Source organism: Flavobacterium erciyesense (genome assembly GCF_018069925.1).
GTDB lineage: Bacteria > Bacteroidota > Bacteroidia > Flavobacteriales > Flavobacteriaceae > Flavobacterium > Flavobacterium erciyesense.
The window spans coordinates 126,738-149,854 of record NZ_JAGPXB010000007.1 but is presented as its reverse complement, the minus strand read 5'-3'; the positions used below and the strand labels follow the sequence as shown (position 1 = coordinate 149,854).

The window sequence follows — 23,117 nt, the reverse complement described above, 5'->3', positions numbered from 1 at the left end:
TGTTTTGCTATTTGCGATTCAATCAATTTGATTTATACTTGAATCACGCCTAAGTTAAATGCTTTTTCAATAGGAGCGTGGTTGGCTGCTTCAATTCCCATAGAAATCCAAGTTCTGGTATCAAGAGGGTCAATGATGGCGTCTGTCCACAATCGTGAAGCTGCGTAGTAAGGAGAAACTTGTTCGTCATAACGTGCTTTGATGGTGTCGAATAGTTCTTTTTCCTTGGTTTCGTCTACCAGTTCACCTTTTGCCTTGAGCGATGAAGCTTCAATTTGAGCTAAAACTTTGGCTGCTTGAGTTCCGCCCATAACTGCTAGTTCAGCGCTTGGCCAAGCAAAAATTAATCGAGGATCATAAGCTTTACCACACATGGCATAGTTGCCGGCACCGTAGGAGTTACCAACAATTACTGTGAATTTTGGAACAACAGAGTTAGAAACTGCATTAACTAATTTAGCACCGTCTTTAATGATTCCGCCGTGCTCGCTTTTTGAACCCACCATAAAACCGGTAACATCTTGTACAAATACCAACGGAATTTTCTTTTGGTTACAATTAGCAATAAAACGAGTTGCTTTGTCAGCGCTGTCAGAGTAAATAACTCCTCCAAACTGCATTTCGCCATTTTTGGTTTTTACCACTTTACGTTGGTTAGCCACAATTCCAACTGCCCAGCCGTCAATGCGGGCATAACCTGTGATTATGGTTTGTCCGTAACCATCTTTATACGTTTCAAATTCAGAATTATCTACTAATCGGTGAATGATATCCATCATATCGTACTGTTCGCTGCGCGCTTTTGGCAACAAACCGTAAATTTCATTTTCGTCATATTTTGGTTTCTCTGGAGCAATACGGTTGTAACCAGCTTTGTCAAAATCACCAATTTTATCGACTATTTTTTTAATTCTATCCAAAGCATCTTTATCGTCTTTGGCTTTATAATCAGTCACACCTGAAATTTCACAATGTGTAGTTGCACCGCCCAAAGTTTCATTATCGATGCTTTCTCCAATGGCAGCTTTTACTAAATAACTTCCTGCCAAAAAGATACTTCCGGTTTTATCAACAATCATAGCTTCGTCACTCATGATTGGTAAATATGCACCACCAGCTACACAACTTCCCATAACTGCAGCAATTTGCGTAATACCCATGCTGCTCATTTGCGCATTGTTTCTGAAAATTCGACCAAAATGTTCTTTGTCTGGAAAAATTTCATCTTGTAACGGCAGATAAACACCGGCACTATCTACAAGGTAAATGATGGGTAATCTGTTTTCCATTGCGATTTCTTGTGCGCGAAGATTTTTCTTTGCTGTAATTGGGAACCAAGCACCCGCTTTTACAGTGGCATCATTGGCAACAACTACGCATTGTTTGCCTTTGATATAGCCAATTTTTACCACTACACCTCCTGATGGACATCCGCCGTGTTCTTTGTACATTCCTTCTCCAACAAAAGCTCCAATTTCTATACTTTTTGCTTTCGGGTCTAATAAATAATCTATGCGCTCGCGAGCTGTCATTTTGCCTTCGCTATGTAATTTTTGAATGCGTTTTTCGCCGCCGCCAAGTTTAACAATGCTTAATTTTTGGCGCAAAGCAGATAACAAAAGTTTATTGTGGTCTTCGTTTTTATTGAAGTTCAAATCCATGGTCAATTATAGTTATAAAAGTTTGTGCTAAAATACAAAAAGGAACTTAATTATTAGTATCAATGTCGTGTTCTAGTGAAAAAAATAGCGTATTTGATTGCTATATAAACAAAAAAACAGAAGCGAACTTCTGTTTTTTTATGGATATGATAAAAAAAATAATTATTTATTTTTAGATTCGTTAACGAGTCTTTTTAAGATGGCCCATTGTTTTAAGGCATCTCTAGCTTCAACCGCAGGGTAACCCAACATTGTTTTGCCGGCAGGAATATCGCCAGTTACACCAGATCCTGCGCCAACAATAGCACCATCACCAATAGTCGTGTGGTCTTTTATCGATGCGCTGCCACCAATGATTACGCCGTTTCCTAAGGTTACAGATCCAGCCAATCCGCTATTTCCAGCCATGATACAAAATTTACCAAGTTTACTGTTGTGACCTATTTGTACTAAGTTGTCTATTTTACATCCATCACCCAGAACGGTAGAGCTAAATTTACCGCGGTCAACGCAAGAGTTGGCGCCAATTTCAACATTATTACCAATGATGACATTACCTATTTGCGGAATTTTTACCAAGCCACGTTGCGGATCAGGTCGAAAACCAAAACCATCAGCACCAATTGTTGCGTTGGGATGAATAATACAATCGTTACCAATATGACAGCGCTCTCTTACCACCGTACCCGACCAAATTACTGTATTTTTACCTACGGTTGATTCGTCTAAAATGGTTACGTTTGGATAGATAGTTGAGTTGTCGCCAATTATTACATTCGGTCCTATGTAGCATCCAGCGCCAATCTTTGCGCCATTACAAATTTGTGCGGTAGCGTCAATGGTTGCAGTATGATGTATGCTTACCGCAAAAACTGGAGTAGGTGGAGCAAAAAGTTCTAAAACTTGTGACATAGCCAAGTCGGCATTTTTTACTTTGATAAAAGCTCGATTATCACCTGGTTCGATGCTAATATCTTCATTTACAACAGCAGCACAAGCCTTTGAGGTAGCCCAAAATTTTTCGTATTTTTTGTTTCCTATAAATGAAATCTCCGTAATACTTGCAGCTTCTAATTGTTCAGGCGCAGTAATGCTTGTTAGGGTTGACCCAACGATTTCTCCGTTAAGAATTTCGTTTATTTCGTTAATTGTATAGGATTTCATTGAAAAATTGGAAGTTTTTGAGTTAAATATTTTCCAAATAAAAGAATTTACCCGTAGTTATCCTAATTAATCCTCCATTTTAGTTCTAACATTTTTTGATTGTTTTCCCTCAAATGATTCTACGGTAATCGGAATTTTATACTTCATCACGATTGCCTTACCATCAATTTTTCCTGGTATCCATTTCGGACTTCTTGCTAATGTTTTGATTACTGCTAAATCAATTTCTTTATTCACACTTTTTATTACTTCAAAATGATTTAATGTACCATCCAATTCTACTGAAAAACCAATTATCACTTGTCCAATACTATTATTTGGTTTTTTAAAATCAGAGGCAATGAAATCATAAAATGCTTTTTCTCCTCCTGGAAATTCTGGTTTTATGTAGTATGGAAAAAACGCTATCTCTGCTTCGTTTTCATCAAAACATTTCCCATCTACAAATTCCCCATTTTTATAATTTTCAACTCTTTTAATCTTTCCGGATTCGTAATAACGTGTTTGTGGACCTTCTTGTTTTCCTTTTACATAAATCGCTAAATACTCCTTTTTTCCGTTTGCATACCATCTTTCAGACGTACCATCAATTTCTCTCTTTTTATAGTTGGAGAAATAGTCCTTAGAATAGATACTATCGTTGATGTAATAAGTAGTTCTAATTGTTCCTTTACCATTTGGTTCATAAACGGTGTAGTAAGTGGCATTAGTTTGTGATGGTAATTCTTTAAAATCTTCATTAAAATAAACTTTTTGTTGTGCCCACATAAAGCTTGTGATAAATAGTAGGATCGCAGTAGTTATAATTTTCATGTTTGTCTTTTTTGTCGTAAAAATATATAAAAAATCCTACAAAAAAGTCTTTTATAGGATTTTAAAATTTATTCTTCTTTTTGTCCCATCATCATCAGATAGGCCTTTAGGAACGCATCAATTTCACCATTCATGACGCCGTCAACATTACTCGTTTCGTAGCCTGTCCTGACGTCTTTGACTAGTTTGTAAGGTTGCATCACGTAATTTCGGATTTGTGAGCCCCATTCAATTTTCATCTTGCCAGCTTCAATATCCGCTCGTTGTGCTTGTTTCTTTTTTAATTCAATTTCATACAACTGTGATCGAAGCATTTGCATGGCACGTTGTCTGTTATCTTGCTGTGAACGCGTTTCTGAACATTGAATTTGAATACCGGTTGGTTTGTGAAACAGTTGTACTTTCGTTTCTACTTTATTCACGTTTTGCCCACCAGCGCCACTAGAGCGTGAGGTAGTAATTTCGATATCAGCAGGATTGATTTCAATTTCAATACTATCGTCAACAAGCGGGTACACGTAAACGGACACAAATGAAGTATGTCGTTTGGCGTTACTGTCAAAAGGCGAAATACGTACTAAACGATGTACGCCGTTTTCTCCTTTTAAATAGCCAAAAGAATAATCGCCCTCAAACTCTAATGTTACGGTTTTGATTCCAGCGGCTTCTCCTTTTTGAAAGTTCAGTTCTTTGATTTTATAACCGTATTTTTCGCCCCACATCATGTACATACGCGTAAGCATTTCGGCCCAATCGCAACTTTCAGTTCCACCAGCACCAGCTGTAATTTGAATGACGGCACTCAATGTGTCGCCTTCGTCAGAAAGCATGTTTTTGAATTCAATGGCCTCAATATGTGCTTCTGTTTTGGTGTATTGCTCGTCTAATTCTTCGGTAGAAAGTTCTCCTTCTTTATAAAAATCATAGGCTAACTCTAATTCGTCGGTCATTTCAACCGCTTTATTGTAGTCTTCTATCCATTTTTTTTTGTTTCGAAGATTTTTTACCAAAAGCTCAGCCTCTTTCGGATTATTCCAAAAATCGGGAGCAAATGTTTTTTCTTCTTCGTTAGAAATTTCAATTAGTTTGGCATCAACGTCAAAGATACCTCCTCAACGCACCAAGGCGCTCTACAATACCTTTTATTTGTTCGGTAGTTGTCATAAAAATTAGTGTACTAGGTTGTTATTTTATCATTTTACTTCATTACGTTTTTGCTGTGTAATATTAGTTCAGATTTAACGGAACTTATTGGAAATAACAATTCGTATTGTGTAAATTTGTGCCACAAAAATAGGAAAATTATGCGACGGTGCAATTGTAAGTACTGCACCGTGTCTAAATAAAAATATAATATGGAAATAAATTTAATAAGCGATACGATTACAAAACCGTCTCGCGAAATGCTAGTGCACATGTTAAACGCAACTGTGGGAGACGATGTGTACAAGCAAGATCCTACAGTTATAGCTCTTGAAGCTAAAGTAGCAGCGATGTTTGGTATGGAGGCTGGACTTTTTTTTCCTTCAGGAACGATGGCTAACCAAACGGCAATCAAATTACATACGCAACCTGGTGAGCAATTAATTGCCGATAAATACGCACACGTGTATCATTACGAAGGTGGTGGAGTTTCGTTTAATAGCGGTGTATCCTGTTGTTTGCTTGACGGAAAACGCGGAATGATTACAGCAGATCAGGTGGCAGCAGCGATTAATGATCCTGAATTTTACCACAGCCCATTAACGAGTTTGGTTTGCGTTGAAAACACAACCAATAAAGGTGGTGGTGCTTGTTATGAAATTGAAGATTTACAAAAAATTCAAGCAGTTTGTAAAGCGAATAATTTGAAATTCCATTTAGATGGCGCGCGAATTTGGAATGCTTTGGTAGCTAAACGACAAGATCCTAGAGCTTTTGGGCAAATTTTTGATACGATTTCAGTGTGTTTATCAAAAGGTTTGGGTGCTCCAATTGGTTCTGTACTTTTGGGTGATAAAGCAACAATTCATCGTGCGTTACGCATCCGTAAAATATTTGGTGGAGGAATGCGCCAAGTAGGTTATTTGGCTGCAGCTGGAATTTATGCCTTAGATAATAATATTGAACGTTTGGCCGAAGACCACCGCAGAGCCAAAGAAATTGCAGAGGTATTAAAAAGGGTAAGTTGGGTAGCTTCTGTAGAGCCAGTAGAAACAAATATTTTGATTTTTACTTTGGTTCCGAATGTAATCGAGAAGAATTTAATCGAACTGCTAAAGCAGAAAAATATTTTAATTAGTTCAATGGGGCATGGTAAACTACGTATCGTAACTCATTTAGATTATAAAGAAGTAATGCATACTTATGTGCTTGAAACACTTCAAAAATTAGTGTAAAGCTAATTCAAGAATTTTTTAAAGTTTAAGGTTTACCGTTTTTATTGATTTCAAAAAATGGTAAACCTTAAACTTTTTTTTTATTTAAACAAATTATCCATTCCTGGAATCATCGGCATATCCATTTTTGCCACAGCATCCAATTCGGCTTCATTAACTTGAGAGGCTTTTGCGATAGCTTTGTTCAAAACCAAAATCATATAATCCTCAAGTTGCTCTTTGTCCTCCAAAAGTGCATCATCAATACTAATTGATTTGATCGCTCTGTTAGCAGTTAGCGTCACTTTAAGCAATCCATCTGAACTTTGTTCGTCAATCAATACCGTATCAAGTCTCTTTTTTGTGTCTTCTATTTTTTGTTGGGTCTCTTTTAATTTGCCCATCATTCCCATTAAATCCATGTTTAGCTATTTTTAAGTTAATTCAGATACAAAATTACTATATTGCGTAGTCATTATCAATAAAAGATTCATGAAAAACACACCCTTCCTTAGTGGTGTTTGTCTTATTTTTGCATTTGTAAATAGTAATGTGCAAGCACAAAAAATAGTAACTCCTATGACTCAGCCAAAAGCTAAAATTATACCTAAAACGCTAGAAAAACACAATCAAAAACGTATCGATAATTATTTTTGGCTAAACGATCGCGAGAATCCAGAAGTAATTGATTATTTGAATCAAGAAAATGCCTACTACGAGGCTGCTACTGCTGGTACGAAAGATTTTCAGAAGGCTTTGTATGAAGAAATGAAGGCTCGTATTAAAGAAAATGACCAATCTGTTCCGTATTTGTATAATGGTTATTATTACATTACTCGTTACGAAACTGGCAAAGATTATCCGATTTATTCTCGAAAAAAAGGAAGCCTGAGCGCTGCAGAAGAAATTCTTTTTGATTGTAATGAATTAGCCAAAGGGCACTCTTATTTTCAACTTGGCGGTATGAGTATCAGCCCTGATAATAAATTGGTTAGTTTTGGAGTAGATACGGTTGGTAGAAGAATTTATACCATTCAAATCAAAAACCTAGAAACGGGCGAATTATTCTCTGACACCATTGAAAATGCTGATGGTAGTTCAGTTTGGGCAAATGATAATAAAACTATTTTTTACACCCGACAAGATACGGTTACGCTACGTTCCGATAAGGTTTTTAAACATAAAGTAGGTACTTCAGCTGATCAAGATGTGGTTGTTTTTTATGAAAAAGACGATACATTTAGTGTTTCTGTGGGAAAAGAAAAGTCCAAAAAATATATTGTAATTAGTTCAGGTAGTACACTTACAACCGAGTACCGCACTTTAAATGCAGAACAGCCTGACGGCGAATTTGCGATTTTTCAAAAAAGAGTACGTGGTCTTGAATACAGTATTTCGCATTTTGGAGATTCATTTTATATTCTAACCAACAAGGATAAGGCGAGCAATTTCAAACTAATGAAAACTCCAGAAAATGCTACATCCAAAGAAAATTGGAAAGATGTAATTGCACACCGTGAAGATGTTTTGCTGGAGGACATTGAAATTTTCAAGAACTATTTAGTTGTAGAAGAACGCTCAAATGGTTTGAATCACATTCGAATTATGCCATGGAGTGGAGAAGCGGACTATTACTTGCCTTTTGGTAGCGAGACCTACAATGCATTTACTACAACGAATATCGATTTTGATACTGATGTTTTGCGTTACAGTTACCAATCATTGGCTACGCCTTCTTCGGTTATTGATTTTAATATGACAACTAAGGAGAAGACGATTCTAAAAGAGCAGCAAGTTTTAGGTGGTAAATTTGATAAAGATAATTATACCGAAGAACGTGTGTGGGCGACTGCAAAGGATGGTACCAAAGTGCCGATTTCGATGGTGTACAGAAAAGGATTGAAGAAAGATGGTAAAAATCCGTTGTTACTTTATGCATATGGATCGTATGGGGTGACTATGGATACCTATTTTTCATCTACAAGACTTTCTATTTTAGATCGTGGATTTGTTTTTGCAATTGCACACATCCGCGGAGGCGAAGATTTAGGAAGGCAATGGTACGAAGATGGGAAATTGCTTAAAAAGAAAAATACGTTTACTGATTTTATTGACTGCTCGAAATTTGTAATAGAGCAAGGTTACACCTCTGCAGATCATTTGTACGCTGAAGGAGGTTCAGCAGGTGGATTGTTAATGGGTGCGGTGGTCAATATGGCTCCTGAATTGTATAATGGCGTAATTGCTCAGGTGCCGTTTGTTGATGTTGTAACAACCATGCTAGATGATACTATACCATTGACAACGGGTGAATACGACGAATGGGGAAATCCAAACGTAAAAAAATACCATGATTATATGTTGTCTTATTCGCCTTATGATAACGTAAAAGCACAAAAATACCCTAATATGCTTGTCACTACAGGCCTGCACGATTCGCAGGTGCAGTATTGGGAGCCTGCCAAGTGGGTGGCCAAACTTCGTACATTTAAGACCGATGATAATGTTTTGTATTTGAATACCAATATGGATGCGGGTCATGGCGGGGCTTCAGGACGTTTTGAAGCATTGAAAGAACTCGCTAAGGAATACAGTTTTTTGTTAGATTTAGAAGAAATTAAAAACTAATTAGATTATTTTTGTTAAATTTGCACCATGCGCGTTCGAATTTATAGTCGGTGCGACTAACTATTTTTTTATGAAAAAAGAAATATCTGCTTATAATAATGTCTTAGAATTAATAGGGAATACACCCCTTATTAAACTTAATAAAGTTACTGAAGATCTAGTTGGAAATTTTTACGCTAAGGTTGAAGCTTTTAATCCAGGACATTCCTCTAAAGATAGAATTGCATTATATATTATTGAAGAAGCTGAAAAACGTGGGATATTAACTCCAGGTGATACCATTATAGAAACTACGTCGGGGAATACCGGATTTAGTTTGGCTATGGTGAGTATCATTAAAGGATATAATTGCATTTTAGCAGTTAGTTCTAAGTCATCAAAAGATAAAATTGACATGTTGCGTAGCTTGGGTGCTAAAGTATATGTTTGTCCAGCGCACGTTTCAGCAGATGATGAGCGATCTTATTACAATGTAGCAAAACGTTTACATGAAGAAACAAAAGGGTCAGTTTACATCAATCAATATTTCAATCAGTTGAATATTGATGCACATTACAACTCTACCGGTCCAGAAATTTGGAAACAAACCAACGGATTAATAACTCATTTAGTTGCTTGTAGCGGAACCGGAGGAACTATTTCTGGTACAGCCAAATATTTGAAAGAGCAAAATCCGAATATCAAAATTTTAGGAGTTGATGCTTTTGGTTCGGTGTTAAAAAAATACCACGAAACAAGAGAGTTTGATAACGAAGAAATTTATCCGTATCGTATTGAAGGTTTAGGTAAAAATTTAATTCCATCAGCAACTGATTTTGATATCATTGATAAATTCATGAAAGTGACTGATGAGGAAAGTGCTCATACTGCTCGTGAAATCACCAAAAAAGAAGGTTTGTTTGTAGGATATACATCTGGTGCAGTAATGCAAGCCATCAAGCAATATGCTGAAGAAGGAGAGTTTGATGAAAACAGCAATGTAATTGCTATTTTTCCTGATCATGGTTCTCGATATATGAGCAAAGTATTTAACGATGATTGGATGAATGAGCAAGGCTTTTTTGATAGCATCAATGAAGAAGAAGTTCAAAAAATCGAATTCATTAAATAATTCAATATTGAATTAAATTCCATACAAAACTCCAGAGCAATCTGGAGTTTTTTTTGCTTTTTGGTACTTGATTTCCATAAAAAAAAAAGCCCTTGTAAAACAAGAGCTTTTAGAATTGTATAAGAAGAAATTTATTCTTCCATAGTGTGATACACGTTCATCACGTCATCATCTTCTTCGATTTTTTCGATCAATTTCTCTACATCTGCCATTTCAGCTTCAGTAAGTTTTTTGGTAATTTGTGGAATTCTTTCAAAACCTGAAGAAAGAATTTCGATTCCGCGGCTTTCTAGTTCTTTTTGAATGGTTCCAAAGCTTCCAAAAGGTGCATAAATTAAAATACCATCTTCGTCAGCAAAAATTTCTTCTGCACCAAAATCGATAAATTCTAATTCAAGTTCTTCAATATCTTGATTGTTATTTGGAATACGGAAATTACAAGTATGGTCAAACATGAATTCTACAGATCCTTGTGTTCCTAGAGTACCGTTACATTTGTTAAAATAACTGCGAATGTTGGCTACTGTACGATTGTTGTTATCTGTTGCTGTTTCAATTAAAATTGCAATTCCGTGTGGAGCGTAACCTTCAAATAATTGTTCTTTGTAGTTAGCTGTATCTTTATCAGTTGCTTTTTTGATGGCGCGTTCCACATTTTCTTTTGGCATGTTAACTGCCTTCGAGTTTTGGATCACCGCTCTAAGTCTGGAGTTGGCTTCTGGATTTGGTCCACCTTCCTTAACAGCCATCACGATATCTTTACCAATTCTGGTAAACGCTTTGGCCATTGCTGACCAACGTTTCATTTTTCTTCCTTTTCGAAATTCAAACGCTCTTCCCATTTCTATTAATTATTTTGAAGTGCAAATATAAAAAAATAAAGCAAAAAAAAGAGGCCTAAGCCTCTTTTGGATAAGTTAATCTACCTATCATGCCTGGCATTTTTTTACCCTGAATATCGTAAATTGCTTTTAGCCACATGACAAACAGCATCGGCACTACAACAAAGCAAAGTGGGTTGTATTCCCAAGCTTTTACAAAGTCAAAATGAATAAAATGCATTACAGCTCTTGTGAGTCCGCAAGCATAACATTCAATTCCAGCCAAAACTACAGACAAGCAAGTGCTTTCTCCTTTATCAAACCAAGTTTTTGGTAAAAAGAGCAAAACAATTGGTGCTAATATCAATACAAGATTCGAAAGGTAAAAATAAGCTTTACGCATTTTTAGGTTGTATTAAAGTGTTTTAGAGTAAGAACCGTCTTTTGGTTGTAAATCTCCAGTGATGATACGAATTAAGTCAATTAAAGACCAGATTCCGCAACCTCCAAATGTCAACAACTGAACAATTCCTTGCCAAGTGTACCCTAAGTAAAAACGGTGAATACCGATTCCACCAACAAAAATAGCCAATAACAAGGCTGTCAATTGGCTTTTTCCGCTTGCAATAGCGGCTGGAGATGATAACTCATCTTCTTGCGTGTTCACCACTGTAGTGTTTTCACTTGTTGCTCTTTGCACAGGGAAAGATGCGTAGGTTGTTGTTAAAACACCTAAAAATAACAGTACAACTGTAAAAAGTAATTTGATTTTCATAAGAAAAAGTTTAAGTTTGTGCCAAATATAAATAAAAAAATAAAATACCGATGTATATTTTTATTAAAAAAATAACAATTTTTTTTGTGGCCTTTCTAGCATACTTCCTGACAGTAGAAAATGCATTTTCACAAAATAATTACGAGTTTCTTGGAGCATTAAAACTGAATGGGAATGATAAAAGTGTCATCACGTACCGTTTGGTTTTTGAAGAATTGAACGGGAAATTAAAAGGTTACTCTATTACTGATTTAGCTGGTAAACATGAAACCAAGAATTTAATAGAAGGTAGCTATAATAAAAAACTAAAGTTGTTTGAGTTCCGCGAAACCAATATTGTGTACACCAAATCAAAGTTTGAGCAGAGTGCATTTTGTTTTGTTAATTTCTCAGGAAAATTAAAGTTGGTACAAAGTACAAGTAAATTGGAAGGAGCTTTCAAAGGACTTTATAAAAACAAACAAAAGTGTATTGATGGTACACTTGTTTTAATAGGAAGTACTAAACTTTATAATTTGGTAAATAAGGTAAATAATCGCATTCAAAAATCTAGTAAGGTTGATGTAAAAACTAAAGAGAATATTAATCCTTTGAAAGTGTTAGACAGTTTAAAAACAAATCGATTGAGTAACGATGAAAATTTAAATGTTTTCTGGGGATCGAATAAATTTAAAATGGAGATTTACGACATTGGTAAAGAAGATGGCGATGTTGTAAATATTTATCAAAATAATAAATTAATTCTGGCTAAGCATAAATTAACCAATGCAAAAAGAATTATCGAAGTGATACTTGATGGGGCTAAAAATGAGTTTAAAATTGAAGCAATTAACGAAGGTACAATTGCTCCTAATACCGCCAAAATTACTTTATTTGATGGAGATACTTCTTTCGACTTGATGTCAAATTTAAAGAAAGGGGAGAAAGCAAGCATCACAATTCACAAAAAATAAAGAATCTTCTTGAAGTTCGAGATAAAAAAAACCGGAAGCTATTGCTTACCGGTTTTTTGTTTAAGATCCTTTTTAGGATTATTTTTTGTAAAATGGTAGTTTAACTACTTTCGCAGGAACATCATTTTTTCTGATTCGGATAAAAATATCATTATCAACAGTACTGTTTTCTGTAGTAACGTAACCTAATCCAATTCCTTTGTTCATGGAAGGCGACATAGTTCCCGAAGTTACAATACCAATTACAGTTCCTTCGGCATTCACTATTTCGTAATCGTGTCTTGGTACGGCACGTTCTTGCATTTCGAAAGCTACTAATTTGCGACTAACTCCTTTTTCTTTTTGTTCTTTTAAATTTGCAGCATTTACAAAATCTTTATTGAACTTTGTAATCCAGCCTAAACCAGCTTCTAATGGCGAGGTCGTATCGTTAATGTCGTTTCCGTACAAACAGAATCCCATTTCTAGGCGTAAAGTATCACGAGCTGCCAAACCAATTGGTTTGATTCCAAATGAAGTACCTGCTTCAAAAACTTTGTTCCAAATTTGCTCTACTTCATCATTCTTGCAATAAATTTCGAAGCCGCCTGAACCTGTGTATCCCGTTGCTGAAATAATAACATTTTCAATCCCTGCAAAGTCACTTACTTCGAAATGATAATAGGCAATAGACGCTAAATCAACAGAAGTGAGAGCTTGCATAGCTTCAACCGCTTTTGGCCCTTGAATAGCTAAAAGTGAATAATCGTCTGAAAGGTTTTTCATATCCACGCCTAAATCATTGTGGCTAGAAATCCATTCCCAATCTTTATCAATGTTTGATGCATTTACTACCAAAAGATATTGTTCTTCTTTCATTTTGTACACCAATAAATCGTCTACAATTCCGCCATCAGCATTTGGTAAACAAGAATATTGCGCTCTTCCAATAGTTAAAGTAGCGGCATCATTTGATGTTACTTTTTGGATTAAAGCTAGAGCATTTGGTCCAGTAAGCAAAAATTCGCCCATATGCGAAACATCAAAAACACCTACCGCGTTACGTACGGTTTCGTGTTCAGCATTTACTCCTTCGTATAAAATAGGCATGTTAAAGCCTGCAAATGGTAGCATTTTTGCTCCTAAACTTTCATGTATGTGCGTTAGCGCAGTATTTTTCATTGTGTTGAATCTAAAATTTTAAGTGGCTAATTTATTGATTTTATTCGGTGTGACAAAGGTTCTTTGAGGGATTATTTCAATCGTTTTCGGTAGTCTGTTTTTATATTAAAGGTTAGAAAAATAAATAGCAATTCTATCGATGATCAGTGTTTAAAAAATAGTAATGGCACTAATTCCAAAATTTCCCAGCACTTATTTGTAAATTTGCAAATAGGTAAAAATGACTTAGCCAATTAAATTATGGATAAAACACTGCATCTGAGAACAGTAAACGTGACGCGTTACATTACGCCTTTACGGGAAGGTGGATCGTTGCCCGCATTAGCTGAAGCCGATGATGATTTTAAATATGTCTTAAAATTTAAAGGAGCAGAGCATGGTGTTAAAGCACTTATTGCCGAGTTAATTGGGGGAGAAATTGCTCGTTTTTTGGGTTTGAAAATGCCTGAATTGGTTTTTGCCAACCTAGATGAAGCTTTTGGTCGCTCGGAGGCAGATGAAGAAATTCAGGATTTACTACAAGGTAGTCAAGGTCTTAATTTGGCGTTGCATTACTTGTCAGGTGCTATTAATTTTGATCCTGTAGTTACGCAAGTTGATGCTAAATTAGCTTCTCAAATTGTCTGGTTAGATGCATTTATTACCAATGTAGATCGCACGTTTAGAAATACTAACATGTTGCTGTGGAAAAAAGAATTGTGGTTGATTGACCACGGTGCCAGTTTGTACTTTCATCATTCTTGGACCACTTGGGAAAAGCATGCACAAAGCCCATTTGGGTTGATTAAAGATCATGTGCTTTTGCCGCAAGCCACATTACTTGATGAAGTAGATGCTGCGAGTAAAGCTCTTTTAACGACTGCTGTTTTACAAGAAATTGTCAATTTAATACCTGAGGTTTGGTTGCAATGGGAAGATACAGATGAAACTCCAGAGCAAATCCGCCAAGTATATTTCAACTTTTTAACGACCCGATTACAACATTCTGAAATTTTTATAAAAGAAGCGCAAAATGCAAGAAAAACACTTATATGAGTACGCGGTAATACGAGTGGTACCTCAAGTTGAGCGCGAGGAATTTCTCAATGTTGGTGTCATTCTGTTTTGTAAAAAAGCCAAATTTATCAAAGTTCTTTATACCATCAATGCCTTGAAACTGGAATTATTTTCGAAAGAATTAGACGTTGAGCAACTGCAATTAAATATCGAGGCTTTGGCAAAAATTGCGCATGGCGAAAAGCAAGCAGGTCCGATAGCGCAGTTTGATATTCCTTCTCGTTTTAGATGGTTAACTGCCTTGCGCAGCTCTGTGATACAAACTTCGCGTCCGCACGCGGGCCTGTGCGATGATTTAGATTTAACTACCCAACGCCTATTTGAAGAAATGGTTTTGTAGCCAAAATGATTTTCTTAAAGAACTTTTTCGAGAACTAAAAATTCTAGTGGCTCAGCTGTAATCGGAATATGAACTTCACTTGCAGGAAATGGCTCGCGCACACCTGTTTCTGTATAGCCATTACGTTTGTACCATGCTATAAGTTCATCTCTAACAGATATTACTGTCATTACAATTTTGGGTAATGAAAGTGATTTGGCATGAATTTCAGCTTCTTGAAGTAGTTTTTTACCAACACCTCCATTTTGTAAATCGGGTGATACTGTCAGCATTCCCAAATACAGTTGATTTTCCTTTTGAACTAACAAAACACAACCAATAATTTTGTCTTGATCAGTGTATTTTAAGATAGTATTTTTCGGATCATTTAAGGTTTCTGCTAATTCCCTTTCGGTGGTTCGCAAACCTTCTAAAATGTTGGCTTCGGTGGTCCAGCCTTTTTTAGAAGATTCGCCGCGATAAGCCGAATTTATCAATGCGTTGAGTGCTGTTATATCAGATGCTGTTGCTTTGGTAATCATATTTTTTTGCGTGTTTGGATGTCAAAGATATAAAAAAGGCGCATCGTAAACCGCACATTTGAAATCCTGATATAATTTTGTTTCTAATGAATTAATTCTGTAATAAATAGCTCTTTAAATCCTCGTAATTACGTACTGAAACACTCAATTTTTCTTTGTTTAATATGGGTGCAATTTGCATCGGAATTGGTAGTTTTATCTTCAAAGCAGGCTCTACAGTATCTAAAAATTTGATGGGATGGGCTGTCTCTAAAAATATACCAATAGAATCAGGATGGTTTTGTAATTCTTGTTTTAAACCAAGGTAGCCAACCGCGCCGTGAGGTTCAGCAACATAGCCTGATTTATCAAATATATTTTTCATTGCAATCAAGGTTTCCTCGTCAGTAAATGAAAATGAACTAAAATCTTTTTTGAATTCTGCTAAATCATTCTGATACAGCTCCTGAATACGGATAAAGTTACTCGGGTTTCCAACGTCCATAGCATTTGAAATGGTTGCTTTTGATGGTTTAGGATTGTATTTCCCTTCCTCTAAAAAGCATGGAACTGTATCATTTATATTTGTAGCTGCAATAAAATGTTGAACAGGTAAACCCATTTTTTTGGCTACAATTCCAGCGCAAATATTGCCAAAATTTCCACTTGGGCACGAAAATACTAGAGGTTTGTTGTATTTTTTTAAAGATTTGTAGGTAAAGAAAAAGTAAAACATTTGCGGCAACCAACGCGCAATATTAATTGAATTAGCCGAAGTAAGATTTTTGTGTTGTAATGATTCATCCAAAAAGGCTTTTTTAACCATGTCTTGACAATCATCAAAAAAGCCATCAACTTCAAGTGCTGTTATATTTTGTCCCAAGGTTGTCAATTGACGCTCTTGAATGTCGCTTACTTTTCCTGAAGGATATAAAATTACTACATCAACGCCAGGAACTCCCAAAAAACCACTTGCAACTGCACCTCCTGTGTCGCCAGATGTAGCAACTAAAACGGTATTGTGGCTGTTATTTTTATCAGAGTTAAAATAGCCCAAGCAGCGCGACATGAATCTTGCTCCAACATCTTTAAACGCCATGGTTGGACCATGAAATAATTCAAGCGAAAAAACACCGCTCTCTATTTCAACAACAGGAAAATCAAAACAAAGTGTTTCTGAAATGATTTGTTTTAAAATTGCTTCCGGAATTTCATCTCCTACGAATTGTTTTATGGCTTCGAAAGCGATTTCTTCATGGCTCATTTTTTCAATATTTTCGAAAAAACTGTCAGGAAGTCGTGTTATTGATTCTGGGAAATACAAACCTTTGTCGCTGGCTAATCCTTGCACAACGGCCTCTTGGAAAGTAACGTTTGGTGCATTGTGGTTTAAACTATAGTATTGCATGCTGTATTTTGTAAGTAGTTGTTTAATTTTTAGTTGTTTCTATGTAAGAAAATCGAACTGTTCTTTTATATGATTTTAATTCCCTCATCATTTACTTTTGAAACATGTATTTCATAAGGTAGGTTCATTTCATCGTATACTTTGCTCATGCCTTTTGCAACAGCATTAGCAGTTTCAAGTCCTTTGCTCAAGGCAAAAATTGAAGGTCCAGAACCTGAAATACCAGAGCCGAGCGCGCCATTTACATAAGCACTTTTTTTAATGAGATCAAAACCAGGAATCAATACAGATCGAAGTGGTTCGACAATTTCGTCGTGTAACGAGCGACCAATCAATTCATAATCCTGCGTGTACAAGCCAGCAACTAAGCCGCCTACATTTCCCCATTGTGTGATGGCGCTTTTTAACGAAACAGTTTGCTTTAAGACGGAGCGGGCATCAGAAGTTTTGAGTTCAATTTGAGGATGAACAACGGTTGCATATAAATCGGTTGGACTTGGAATTTTTACAATATCAAGCGGACTCGAACTTCTAACGAGTGTAAAGCCGCCAAGTAGGGCAGGCGCCACGTTATCAGCATGAGCATTTCCGCTTGCCAACTTTTCGCCTTGCATGGCAAATAATACCAATTCTTTTCTGGTAAAAGGTTGACCTAACAATTCGTTGATGCCGAAAACTGCCCCTGCTGAACTAGCTGCGCTACTGCCAATACCACTGCCGGCTTTGATGCGTTTGTATATTTCAATTTCGAATCCAAATGGGGAATCAATTTGCTCCAGCATCGCGAGAGCTGCGACACCCGCCACATTTTTTTCGGTTTCCAAAGGTAAATAAGCACCGTCTATTTTGATGATTCTAACTCCCTTTTCAGTAGATTTTCGAACAATCATTTCGTCGCCGGCGGTTTCTAAGCAAAGGCCTAACACATCGAATCCGCAGGATAAATTGGCAATTGTTGCAGGGCAAAATAACTTTATTTCGTTCATGATTTTTTATTTCAGGTTTAAAGTTTATGGTTGTTTTCAGTTCTTGAAATTGAAACTTTAAACAAAGAAGACTTTAAACTATTTTCTATATATTTCCAATTCGAATCACATCAGCAAAAATACCTGAAGCAGTAACCGCAGCTCCTGCACCAGCTCCTTTAATTAGCAACGGCTGATCGGAGTATCGGTCTGTAAAAAAGAGTACGATATTGTCTTTTCCTTCCAAATTATAAAAAGGATGGTCTTTCGGGATGAAACGCAAGCCAACATTAGCTTTTCCATTTTCAAACTGAGCTACATATTTTAATCGCGAATCTTTGGCAATTGCCTCTTGAAATATGGTGTTAAAATGATCAGCATGCGAAATTAATGATACAAAAAAGGCCTCGTTGTTAGTTGTTTCCAAACAAGCCGCTGGTAGGAAAGATTCGTTTGAAATTTCGTCAATCTCCATTTTGTAGCCGCTTTCGCGAATCAAAATTAAAATTTTACGCGCTACATCAATTCCACTCAAATCAATCTTCGGATCAGGCTCAGTAAATCCTTGTACACCTGCTTCTTTAACCACATCATGAAAACTGCTACTTTCATTGAAATTGTTAAAAATAAAGTTTAAACTACCCGATAAAACGGCTTGAATTTTATTGACTTTATCGCCAGAAGCAACCAGATTTTTTACGGTATCAATAATTGGTAAACCCGCTCCAACATTGGTTTCAAATAAAAATGGTGCATTGTATTGGCGAGATAATTTTTTCAATTTTTTATAATTGTCAAACTCAGATGCGCAAGCAATTTTGTTACAAGTTACCACCGCTATATTTTGTTTTAAATAATGTTCATAGGTTTGTGAAACGCTTTCATTTGCAGTAATGTCAACAAATATACTGTTACGTAAATTGAGGTCTTTGGCTGTTTTGAAAAACAAAGAAGCATCAGCTGCATCACCTGTGTCTAGCAAAAATTGCCATTCTTTTAAAGAAATTCCGTCTTCGTCAAAATACATTTTACGTGAGTTTGATAATGCAATAACACGTAAGTTGATTTTTAATTTTTCTTTTAGGAATTTTTTCTGTTGGTGAATTTGTTCAATGAATTTTTCGCCTACATTACCTACGCCCATCACAAACAGATTCAATTGCTTGGTGTTTTCTTCAAAAAAGTTCTCGTGAAGCGTGTTTAAAGCCTTTTTTACATCACGCTCATTAATCACTGCTGATATGTTTCGTTCTGAAGCACCCTGAGCAATGGCTCGAATATTGACATTGTTTTTACCCAAAGTACTAAACATTCGGCCACTCAAACCTTGATGGTTTTTCATGTTTTCACCAACCAAAGCGATGATGCATAAGTTTTTTTCAACGATGCAAGGTTGAATTTTATTTTGAGAAATTTCTACTTCAAAGGCTTTATTGATGGAATTTTCAGCTGTATCAGCATCTGAATTTAAAATTCCAATGCAAATTGAATGTTCCGATGAAGCTTGTGTGATAAAAATTACGTTTATGTTTTTTTGTGAAAGCACTTCAAAAAGACGTTTTGATGATCCAGAAACACCAATCATTCCTGAACCTTCCAAAGTTACCAATGTAATGGAATCGATGTGCGTAATTCCTTTTACGGGATTGTTTTGCGTAAAAATGTCATTCGAAATATAAGTACCAATTGCAGTGGGTTCGAAAGTGTTTTTAATCAAAATCGGAATGCTCTCGCGTAAAACAGGCTGAATTGTAGGCGGATAAAGTACTTTGGCTCCAAAATGAGACAATTCCATAGCCTCTTGATACGACAAGTTTGCAATAGGTTTGGCTTGCTTTACAATTTTAGGATTTGCAGTAAACATCCCGTTTACATCCGTCCAAATTTCTAATTGATGCGCTCGCAAGGCTGCTGCAAGTATTGCTGCCGTATAATCTGAACCTCCACGCCCCAAAGTAGTAGTAATTCCTTCTGTTGAAGCAGCTATAAATCCAGGCATAATAACAATTTCCTGACTGTTTGTTTGAAAGAACTCTTGAATTAGAGCATTCGTTACCTCAAAATTCACGCTTGCCTTTCCGAAATTACTATCAGTTTTAATGAGTTCGCGACTGTCTTTGTAACCGCTGTTTTTTATTTTTTGCTGTAAAGCTTCAGAAATAATGTATGCTGAAAGTAGTTCACCAAAACTCAGTATTGTATCTGATGTTCTAGCAGATAGTTCGCCCAGCAAGAAACAGCCATCCAATAAAGTTTCAAGATGATTGATGATACGTTTTATATGACTCAACAAAGCACTTTGCTCGCTCACAGGAATCAATGCTTTAAGCGCTTCTAAATGTTTGGTTTCTATTTCGGCTACTATTTCTTTGAATCTATCATCGCCTTGTGCTGCTTTTTGCGATGCGAGTTGCAGTAAATCAGTGACTTTGCTGAAAGCAGAAACCACAACAACTAAGCGTTCTCCTGATCTTGATTCTTCAATTATTTGTAAAACTAATTTTATGTTTTGTGCATTGGCTACCGATGTGCCACCAAATTTTAAGACTTTCATGTGTTGTAATGTATAAAGTTGTGTGCTGTTTTTGTTTGAATGACATCGTATTTTATTGTTGTAAATACCTTTTTACAACTGTAGTTTAGTCTCTTTGTAAATAGGAGACAAATAAAAATACTTGGTTATATGTAGTTTGTTTACCCCAAAGGGGTAGTGGTAGTTGTAGTAAACGTCATGGTAATAACCGCCTCAGTTGAGATCGATTTAGAAGAAACTAGTATGTAATTTTTTTGTTCCATGATTGTTTTTCAAAAATAAGGTTTTTTGTAGAAATGAAAGTCTAAAGTGCTCTTTTTGTGAATATTTGATTATTGTAGTTTTAAATTAATAATTGCTAAATATTGGTTGTTTTATGAATAGTTAATTTTCAGTATTCGTATTTATATCCCTTTTTTAATCATGAAAAAAGAGGAAATAAATCCTAGTTTTTAGCTGAAACAATATTCAAAAATGAGAGTTTGATTCGGATTCTAGTTGTGAGCTCTATTAAAAGCTATGTATCTCACTTACAGTTTTCACCAAAATTATTAAGATTTGTTGAAGCTTTTTTTGAAATAAAATGCAACTGGTATTGTGTAATCCTAAAGAATTAATCACTTTTACTTTCCAAATAGAAAACCGATGAATTCAACGCATTATATTACAAGTGAAACTCTTGATTTTGATTTGTTACATAAAATAATCACTCAAGATAAAAAACTGTGCTTATCAGAGGAGAGCAAGGACAAAATTTTAAGTTGTAGAAATTACTTAAACAAAAAAATGGAGTTGCATGCAGCACCCATTTATGGTATTAATACAGGTTTTGGATCACTTTGTAATGTCAAAATTTCTAAAGATAACTTAGCTCAATTACAAGAAAATTTAGTCAAGTCGCATTCTTGTGGTATCGGAAATAAGGTACCTATTGCAATTGTGCAGCTTATGTTACTTTTAAAAATTCAGTCTTTGAGTTATGGATATTCAGGTGTACAACTCGAAACGGTTGAGCGTTTAATTGCTATGTACAACAATAAAATTTGGCCTGTGGTATATGGGCAAGGGTCCTTAGGCGCATCTGGCGATTTGGCTCCGCTGGCACATTTGGCATTGCCATTATTAGGAGAAGGCGAAGTGTATTTTGAGGGCAAGATAGTTCCGACTGAACATGTAATGCAATTTTTTAATTGGGAACCTATTGTTTTACAATCAAAAGAAGGATTGGCTTTATTAAATGGAACACAGTTTATGAGTGCTTATGGAGCTTATTTAAGTTTAAAAGCAGCTAAAATTTCGTATTTATCAGATTTAATTGGAGCCATTTCATTAGAGGGTTTTGATGGTAGGATAGAACCGTTTGATGCGTTAATTCACCAAATCAGACCTCACAAAGGACAATTGGCAACAGCCGAAAGGATTAAAGAATTTTTAGAAGGTAGTGCAATTATTTCACAGCCAAAAGTGCAGGTACAAGATCCGTATTCTTTTAGATGTATGCCGCAAGTTCATGGTGCTTCAAAAGATGCTATAGCTTATGTACAACAAGTTTTCAAGATAGAAATAAACTCGGTAACCGATAACCCAAATATTTTTGTAGACGAAGATTAGATTATTTCTGGTGGTAATTTCCACGGTCAGCCGTTGGCTTTAGCGCTTGATTTTATGGCTATTGCGCTAGCGGAGTTGGGTAGTATTTCGGAACGTAGAACCTTTCAGCTTATTTCAGGAACACGCAATTTGCCTCCCTTTTTGGTTGATAATCCGGGATTGAATTCGGGTTTAATGATTCCGCAATACACCGCAGCAAGTATTGCAAGTCAAAACAAACAATTGGCAACGCCTGCAAGCGTTGATAGCATTGTGTCGAGTAATGGTCAAGAAGATCACGTGAGTATGGGTGCCAATGCTGCGACGAAAGCCTTACGAGTTCTTGAAAATGTGGAGCGCATTTTAGCTATTGAGCTGCTCACAGGAGCTCAAGCAATAGCATACAGAAGGCCTTTCCAATCTAGTCCGTTTATAGAAAGTTTTTTGACAGCTTACCGTGGCGAAGTACCATTTGTTAAAGAAGACAGAATATTGCATTATGACATCGAAAAGACAATTGCTTTTTTGAACTCTTTCGATATTGAAAGTGATTTATTAATGTTAACTTAACATTCGCGCTGAATAATGAAGTAATTTTGCCAAACTAAATTTAAATGAAATGAACATTAATAATTTTTTCCAATTTTTGGTTCCAAAAGACAAAAAGTTCTTCCCCCTTTTTGAAGAAGCTTCAAGCAATTTGATTGAAATTGCTGAAAATTTACACGAAGCAGTTAATTTACCTTTGAAAGAGCGTGAAATACTTTTTCAAAAAATTGATGTATTGGAACAAAAAGGAGAGGACATTGCACGTCAAACTAACTTAGAATTGAGTAGAAATTTCATTACTCCGTTTGATAGAGAGGATATTCACTCGTTAATTACTGCTATTGATAACGTTGCAGGTAACCTACACGGTGCAGCAAGTAGAATGCGTTTGTATCAAGTTGACAAAATCACAAAATCGATTCGTAAGTTGACTGAAATCAATTTAGAAGCATGTCAAAATATCGATGTGGCTATTCGCGAATTGAGAGATTTGAAAAAAATGAAAAATATCACTGATGCTTGTGCTCGTATCAATAAATTAGAGAATAAATCAGATAACGTTTATGATAAAGCGGTTTTAGATTTGTTTGAAAACGAAACTGATGCAAAAAATATCATCAAGTACAAAGAAGTATTATCTGTTTTAGAAACGGCAACTGATAAATGCAAAAGTGTTGCAGGTGTTTTAGAATCTATTTCTGTGAAGCACTCTTAATTCAATCCGTTTTATTC

At 35.8% G+C, this 23,117-nt stretch carries 20 protein-coding genes and 1 pseudogene; 8 read left to right on the top strand and 13 right to left on the bottom strand.

All coding sequences use genetic code 11. The features are described from left to right. Nucleotides 1–32 precede the first annotated feature (32 nt). From KBJ98_RS09575 to prfB, 4 genes are all read right to left on the bottom strand, one after another. The gene (locus KBJ98_RS09575; RefSeq protein WP_210790017.1) at nt 33–1,661 is read right to left on the bottom strand and encodes an acyl-CoA carboxylase subunit beta; all 1,629 of its coding nucleotides are present in this window, start codon (nt 1,659–1,661) and stop codon (nt 33–35) included. 162 nt (nt 1,662–1,823) lie between these two features. Continuing rightward, nucleotides 1,824–2,825 (bottom strand): UDP-3-O-(3-hydroxymyristoyl)glucosamine N-acyltransferase, encoded by a 1,002-nt coding sequence (lpxD, locus tag KBJ98_RS09570; RefSeq protein WP_210790016.1) that lies wholly within the window; start codon nt 2,823–2,825, stop codon nt 1,824–1,826. A gap of 66 nt (nt 2,826–2,891) precedes the next feature. Further along, on the bottom strand, nt 2,892–3,638 hold the full coding sequence (locus tag KBJ98_RS09565) for an energy transducer TonB (protein ID WP_210790015.1): 747 nt from the start codon (nt 3,636–3,638) through the stop codon (nt 2,892–2,894). 68 nt (nt 3,639–3,706) lie between these two features. Then, nucleotides 3,707–4,802 (bottom strand): peptide chain release factor 2 gene (prfB, locus tag KBJ98_RS09560; protein ID WP_210790014.1). Its coding sequence is split into 2 segments (ribosomal slippage): nt 3,707–4,738 and nt 4,740–4,802, totalling 1,095 coding nucleotides; the frame shifts between segments, so codons are not numbered across the junction. A gap of 191 nt (nt 4,803–4,993) precedes the next feature. On the opposite strand from prfB, the gene KBJ98_RS09555 reads away from it, so the two are divergent. Next, entirely contained in the window at nt 4,994–6,016 is a 1,023-nt protein-coding gene (locus KBJ98_RS09555; RefSeq protein WP_166133700.1) for a threonine aldolase family protein, read from the top strand. Nucleotides 6,017–6,096: 80 nt separating this feature from the next. Here KBJ98_RS09555 and KBJ98_RS09550 read toward each other — a convergent pair whose 3' ends face one another. Continuing rightward, nucleotides 6,097–6,417, bottom strand: coding sequence for a YbaB/EbfC family nucleoid-associated protein (locus KBJ98_RS09550; protein WP_210790012.1), 321 nt, complete (start codon nt 6,415–6,417; stop codon nt 6,097–6,099). Between the two features lie 70 nt (nt 6,418–6,487). Here KBJ98_RS09550 and KBJ98_RS09545 point away from each other — a divergent pair, with 70 nt between their 5' ends. After that, nucleotides 6,488–8,623, top strand: coding sequence for a S9 family peptidase (locus KBJ98_RS09545; RefSeq protein ID WP_210790010.1), 2,136 nt, complete (start codon nt 6,488–6,490; stop codon nt 8,621–8,623). A gap of 70 nt (nt 8,624–8,693) precedes the next feature. After that, on the top strand, nt 8,694–9,734 hold the full coding sequence (locus KBJ98_RS09540; RefSeq protein WP_210790008.1) for a PLP-dependent cysteine synthase family protein: 1,041 nt from the start codon (nt 8,694–8,696) through the stop codon (nt 9,732–9,734). 131 nt (nt 9,735–9,865) lie between these two features. On the opposite strand, the gene KBJ98_RS09535 is transcribed toward KBJ98_RS09540, so the two are convergent. From KBJ98_RS09535 to KBJ98_RS09525, 3 genes are read right to left on the bottom strand one after another with little or no spacing between them, the layout of a single operon-like run. Then, entirely contained in the window at nt 9,866–10,576 is a 711-nt protein-coding gene (locus KBJ98_RS09535) for a YebC/PmpR family DNA-binding transcriptional regulator (protein WP_166133708.1), read from the bottom strand. Nucleotides 10,577–10,631: 55 nt separating this feature from the next. Further along, nucleotides 10,632–10,958 carry a DUF2752 domain-containing protein gene (locus KBJ98_RS09530; protein WP_210790005.1) on the bottom strand — a complete coding sequence of 109 codons (327 nt, stop codon included), beginning with the start codon at nt 10,956–10,958 and terminating at the stop codon, nt 10,632–10,634. Between the two features lie 12 nt (nt 10,959–10,970). After that, nucleotides 10,971–11,330, bottom strand: coding sequence for a TM2 domain-containing protein (locus tag KBJ98_RS09525; RefSeq protein WP_210790002.1), 360 nt, complete (start codon nt 11,328–11,330; stop codon nt 10,971–10,973). A gap of 86 nt (nt 11,331–11,416) precedes the next feature. Here KBJ98_RS09525 and KBJ98_RS09520 point away from each other — a divergent pair, with 86 nt between their 5' ends. Beyond that, on the top strand, nt 11,417–12,283 hold the full coding sequence (locus KBJ98_RS09520) for a hypothetical protein (protein ID WP_210789999.1): 867 nt from the start codon (nt 11,417–11,419) through the stop codon (nt 12,281–12,283). A gap of 78 nt (nt 12,284–12,361) precedes the next feature. Here KBJ98_RS09520 and gcvT read toward each other — a convergent pair whose 3' ends face one another. Continuing rightward, on the bottom strand, nt 12,362–13,444 hold the full coding sequence (gene gcvT, locus KBJ98_RS09515) for a glycine cleavage system aminomethyltransferase GcvT (protein ID WP_210789996.1): 1,083 nt from the start codon (nt 13,442–13,444) through the stop codon (nt 12,362–12,364). 240 nt (nt 13,445–13,684) lie between these two features. Here gcvT and KBJ98_RS09510 point away from each other — a divergent pair, with 240 nt between their 5' ends. Beyond that, nucleotides 13,685–14,479: a HipA family kinase gene (locus KBJ98_RS09510; RefSeq protein WP_210789993.1), complete on the top strand. Its 795-nt coding sequence runs from the start codon at nt 13,685–13,687 to the stop codon at nt 14,477–14,479. Continuing rightward, entirely contained in the window at nt 14,457–14,840 is a 384-nt protein-coding gene (locus tag KBJ98_RS09505) for a DUF3037 domain-containing protein (protein ID WP_210789990.1), read from the top strand. The genes KBJ98_RS09510 and KBJ98_RS09505 overlap by 23 nt, the downstream gene beginning before the upstream one ends. A 14-nt stretch (nt 14,841–14,854) precedes the next feature. Here KBJ98_RS09505 and KBJ98_RS09500 read toward each other — a convergent pair whose 3' ends face one another. From KBJ98_RS09500 to thrA, 4 genes are all read right to left on the bottom strand, one after another. Further along, complete coding sequence (locus KBJ98_RS09500; protein WP_210789986.1) at nt 14,855–15,361, bottom strand: GNAT family N-acetyltransferase; 507 nt, start codon at nt 15,359–15,361, stop codon at nt 14,855–14,857. 91 nt (nt 15,362–15,452) lie between these two features. After that, nucleotides 15,453–16,748 carry a threonine synthase gene (gene thrC / locus KBJ98_RS09495; RefSeq protein ID WP_210789984.1) on the bottom strand — a complete coding sequence of 432 codons (1,296 nt, stop codon included), beginning with the start codon at nt 16,746–16,748 and terminating at the stop codon, nt 15,453–15,455. Between the two features lie 65 nt (nt 16,749–16,813). Continuing rightward, nucleotides 16,814–17,734, bottom strand: coding sequence for a homoserine kinase (locus tag KBJ98_RS09490; RefSeq protein ID WP_210789983.1), 921 nt, complete (start codon nt 17,732–17,734; stop codon nt 16,814–16,816). A gap of 85 nt (nt 17,735–17,819) precedes the next feature. Then, complete coding sequence (thrA, locus tag KBJ98_RS09485) at nt 17,820–20,267, bottom strand: bifunctional aspartate kinase/homoserine dehydrogenase I (RefSeq protein WP_210789982.1); 2,448 nt, start codon at nt 20,265–20,267, stop codon at nt 17,820–17,822. Between the two features lie 624 nt (nt 20,268–20,891). Here thrA and hutH point away from each other — a divergent pair. Beyond that, a pseudogene (gene hutH, locus KBJ98_RS09480) lies at nt 20,892–22,406 on the top strand (histidine ammonia-lyase). 49 nt (nt 22,407–22,455) lie between these two features. Further along, nucleotides 22,456–23,100, top strand: coding sequence for a DUF47 domain-containing protein (locus tag KBJ98_RS09475; RefSeq protein WP_166133731.1), 645 nt, complete (start codon nt 22,456–22,458; stop codon nt 23,098–23,100). The last annotated feature ends 17 nt before the right edge of the window (nt 23,101–23,117 follow it).

Coding starts and splice junctions, on each gene's coding strand:
- KBJ98_RS09575 (WP_210790017.1), bottom strand. CDS start 1,661: ATGGATTTGAACTTCAATAAAAACGAAGACCACAATAAACTTTTGTTA.
- lpxD (WP_210790016.1), bottom strand. CDS start 2,825: ATGAAATCCTATACAATTAACGAAATAAACGAAATTCTTAACGGAGAA.
- KBJ98_RS09565 (WP_210790015.1), bottom strand. CDS start 3,638: ATGAAAATTATAACTACTGCGATCCTACTATTTATCACAAGCTTTATG.
- KBJ98_RS09555 (WP_166133700.1), top strand. CDS start 4,994: ATGGAAATAAATTTAATAAGCGATACGATTACAAAACCGTCTCGCGAA.
- KBJ98_RS09550 (WP_210790012.1), bottom strand. CDS start 6,417: ATGGATTTAATGGGAATGATGGGCAAATTAAAAGAGACCCAACAAAAA.
- KBJ98_RS09545 (WP_210790010.1), top strand. CDS start 6,488: ATGAAAAACACACCCTTCCTTAGTGGTGTTTGTCTTATTTTTGCATTT.
- KBJ98_RS09540 (WP_210790008.1), top strand. CDS start 8,694: ATGAAAAAAGAAATATCTGCTTATAATAATGTCTTAGAATTAATAGGG.
- KBJ98_RS09535 (WP_166133708.1), bottom strand. CDS start 10,576: ATGGGAAGAGCGTTTGAATTTCGAAAAGGAAGAAAAATGAAACGTTGG.
- KBJ98_RS09530 (WP_210790005.1), bottom strand. CDS start 10,958: ATGCGTAAAGCTTATTTTTACCTTTCGAATCTTGTATTGATATTAGCA.
- KBJ98_RS09525 (WP_210790002.1), bottom strand. CDS start 11,330: ATGAAAATCAAATTACTTTTTACAGTTGTACTGTTATTTTTAGGTGTT.
- gcvT (WP_210789996.1), bottom strand. CDS start 13,444: ATGAAAAATACTGCGCTAACGCACATACATGAAAGTTTAGGAGCAAAA.
- KBJ98_RS09510 (WP_210789993.1), top strand. CDS start 13,685: ATGGATAAAACACTGCATCTGAGAACAGTAAACGTGACGCGTTACATT.
- KBJ98_RS09505 (WP_210789990.1), top strand. CDS start 14,457: ATGCAAGAAAAACACTTATATGAGTACGCGGTAATACGAGTGGTACCT.
- KBJ98_RS09500 (WP_210789986.1), bottom strand. CDS start 15,361: ATGATTACCAAAGCAACAGCATCTGATATAACAGCACTCAACGCATTG.
- thrC (WP_210789984.1), bottom strand. CDS start 16,748: ATGCAATACTATAGTTTAAACCACAATGCACCAAACGTTACTTTCCAA.
- KBJ98_RS09490 (WP_210789983.1), bottom strand. CDS start 17,734: ATGAACGAAATAAAGTTATTTTGCCCTGCAACAATTGCCAATTTATCC.
- thrA (WP_210789982.1), bottom strand. CDS start 20,267: ATGAAAGTCTTAAAATTTGGTGGCACATCGGTAGCCAATGCACAAAAC.
- KBJ98_RS09475 (WP_166133731.1), top strand. CDS start 22,456: ATGAACATTAATAATTTTTTCCAATTTTTGGTTCCAAAAGACAAAAAG.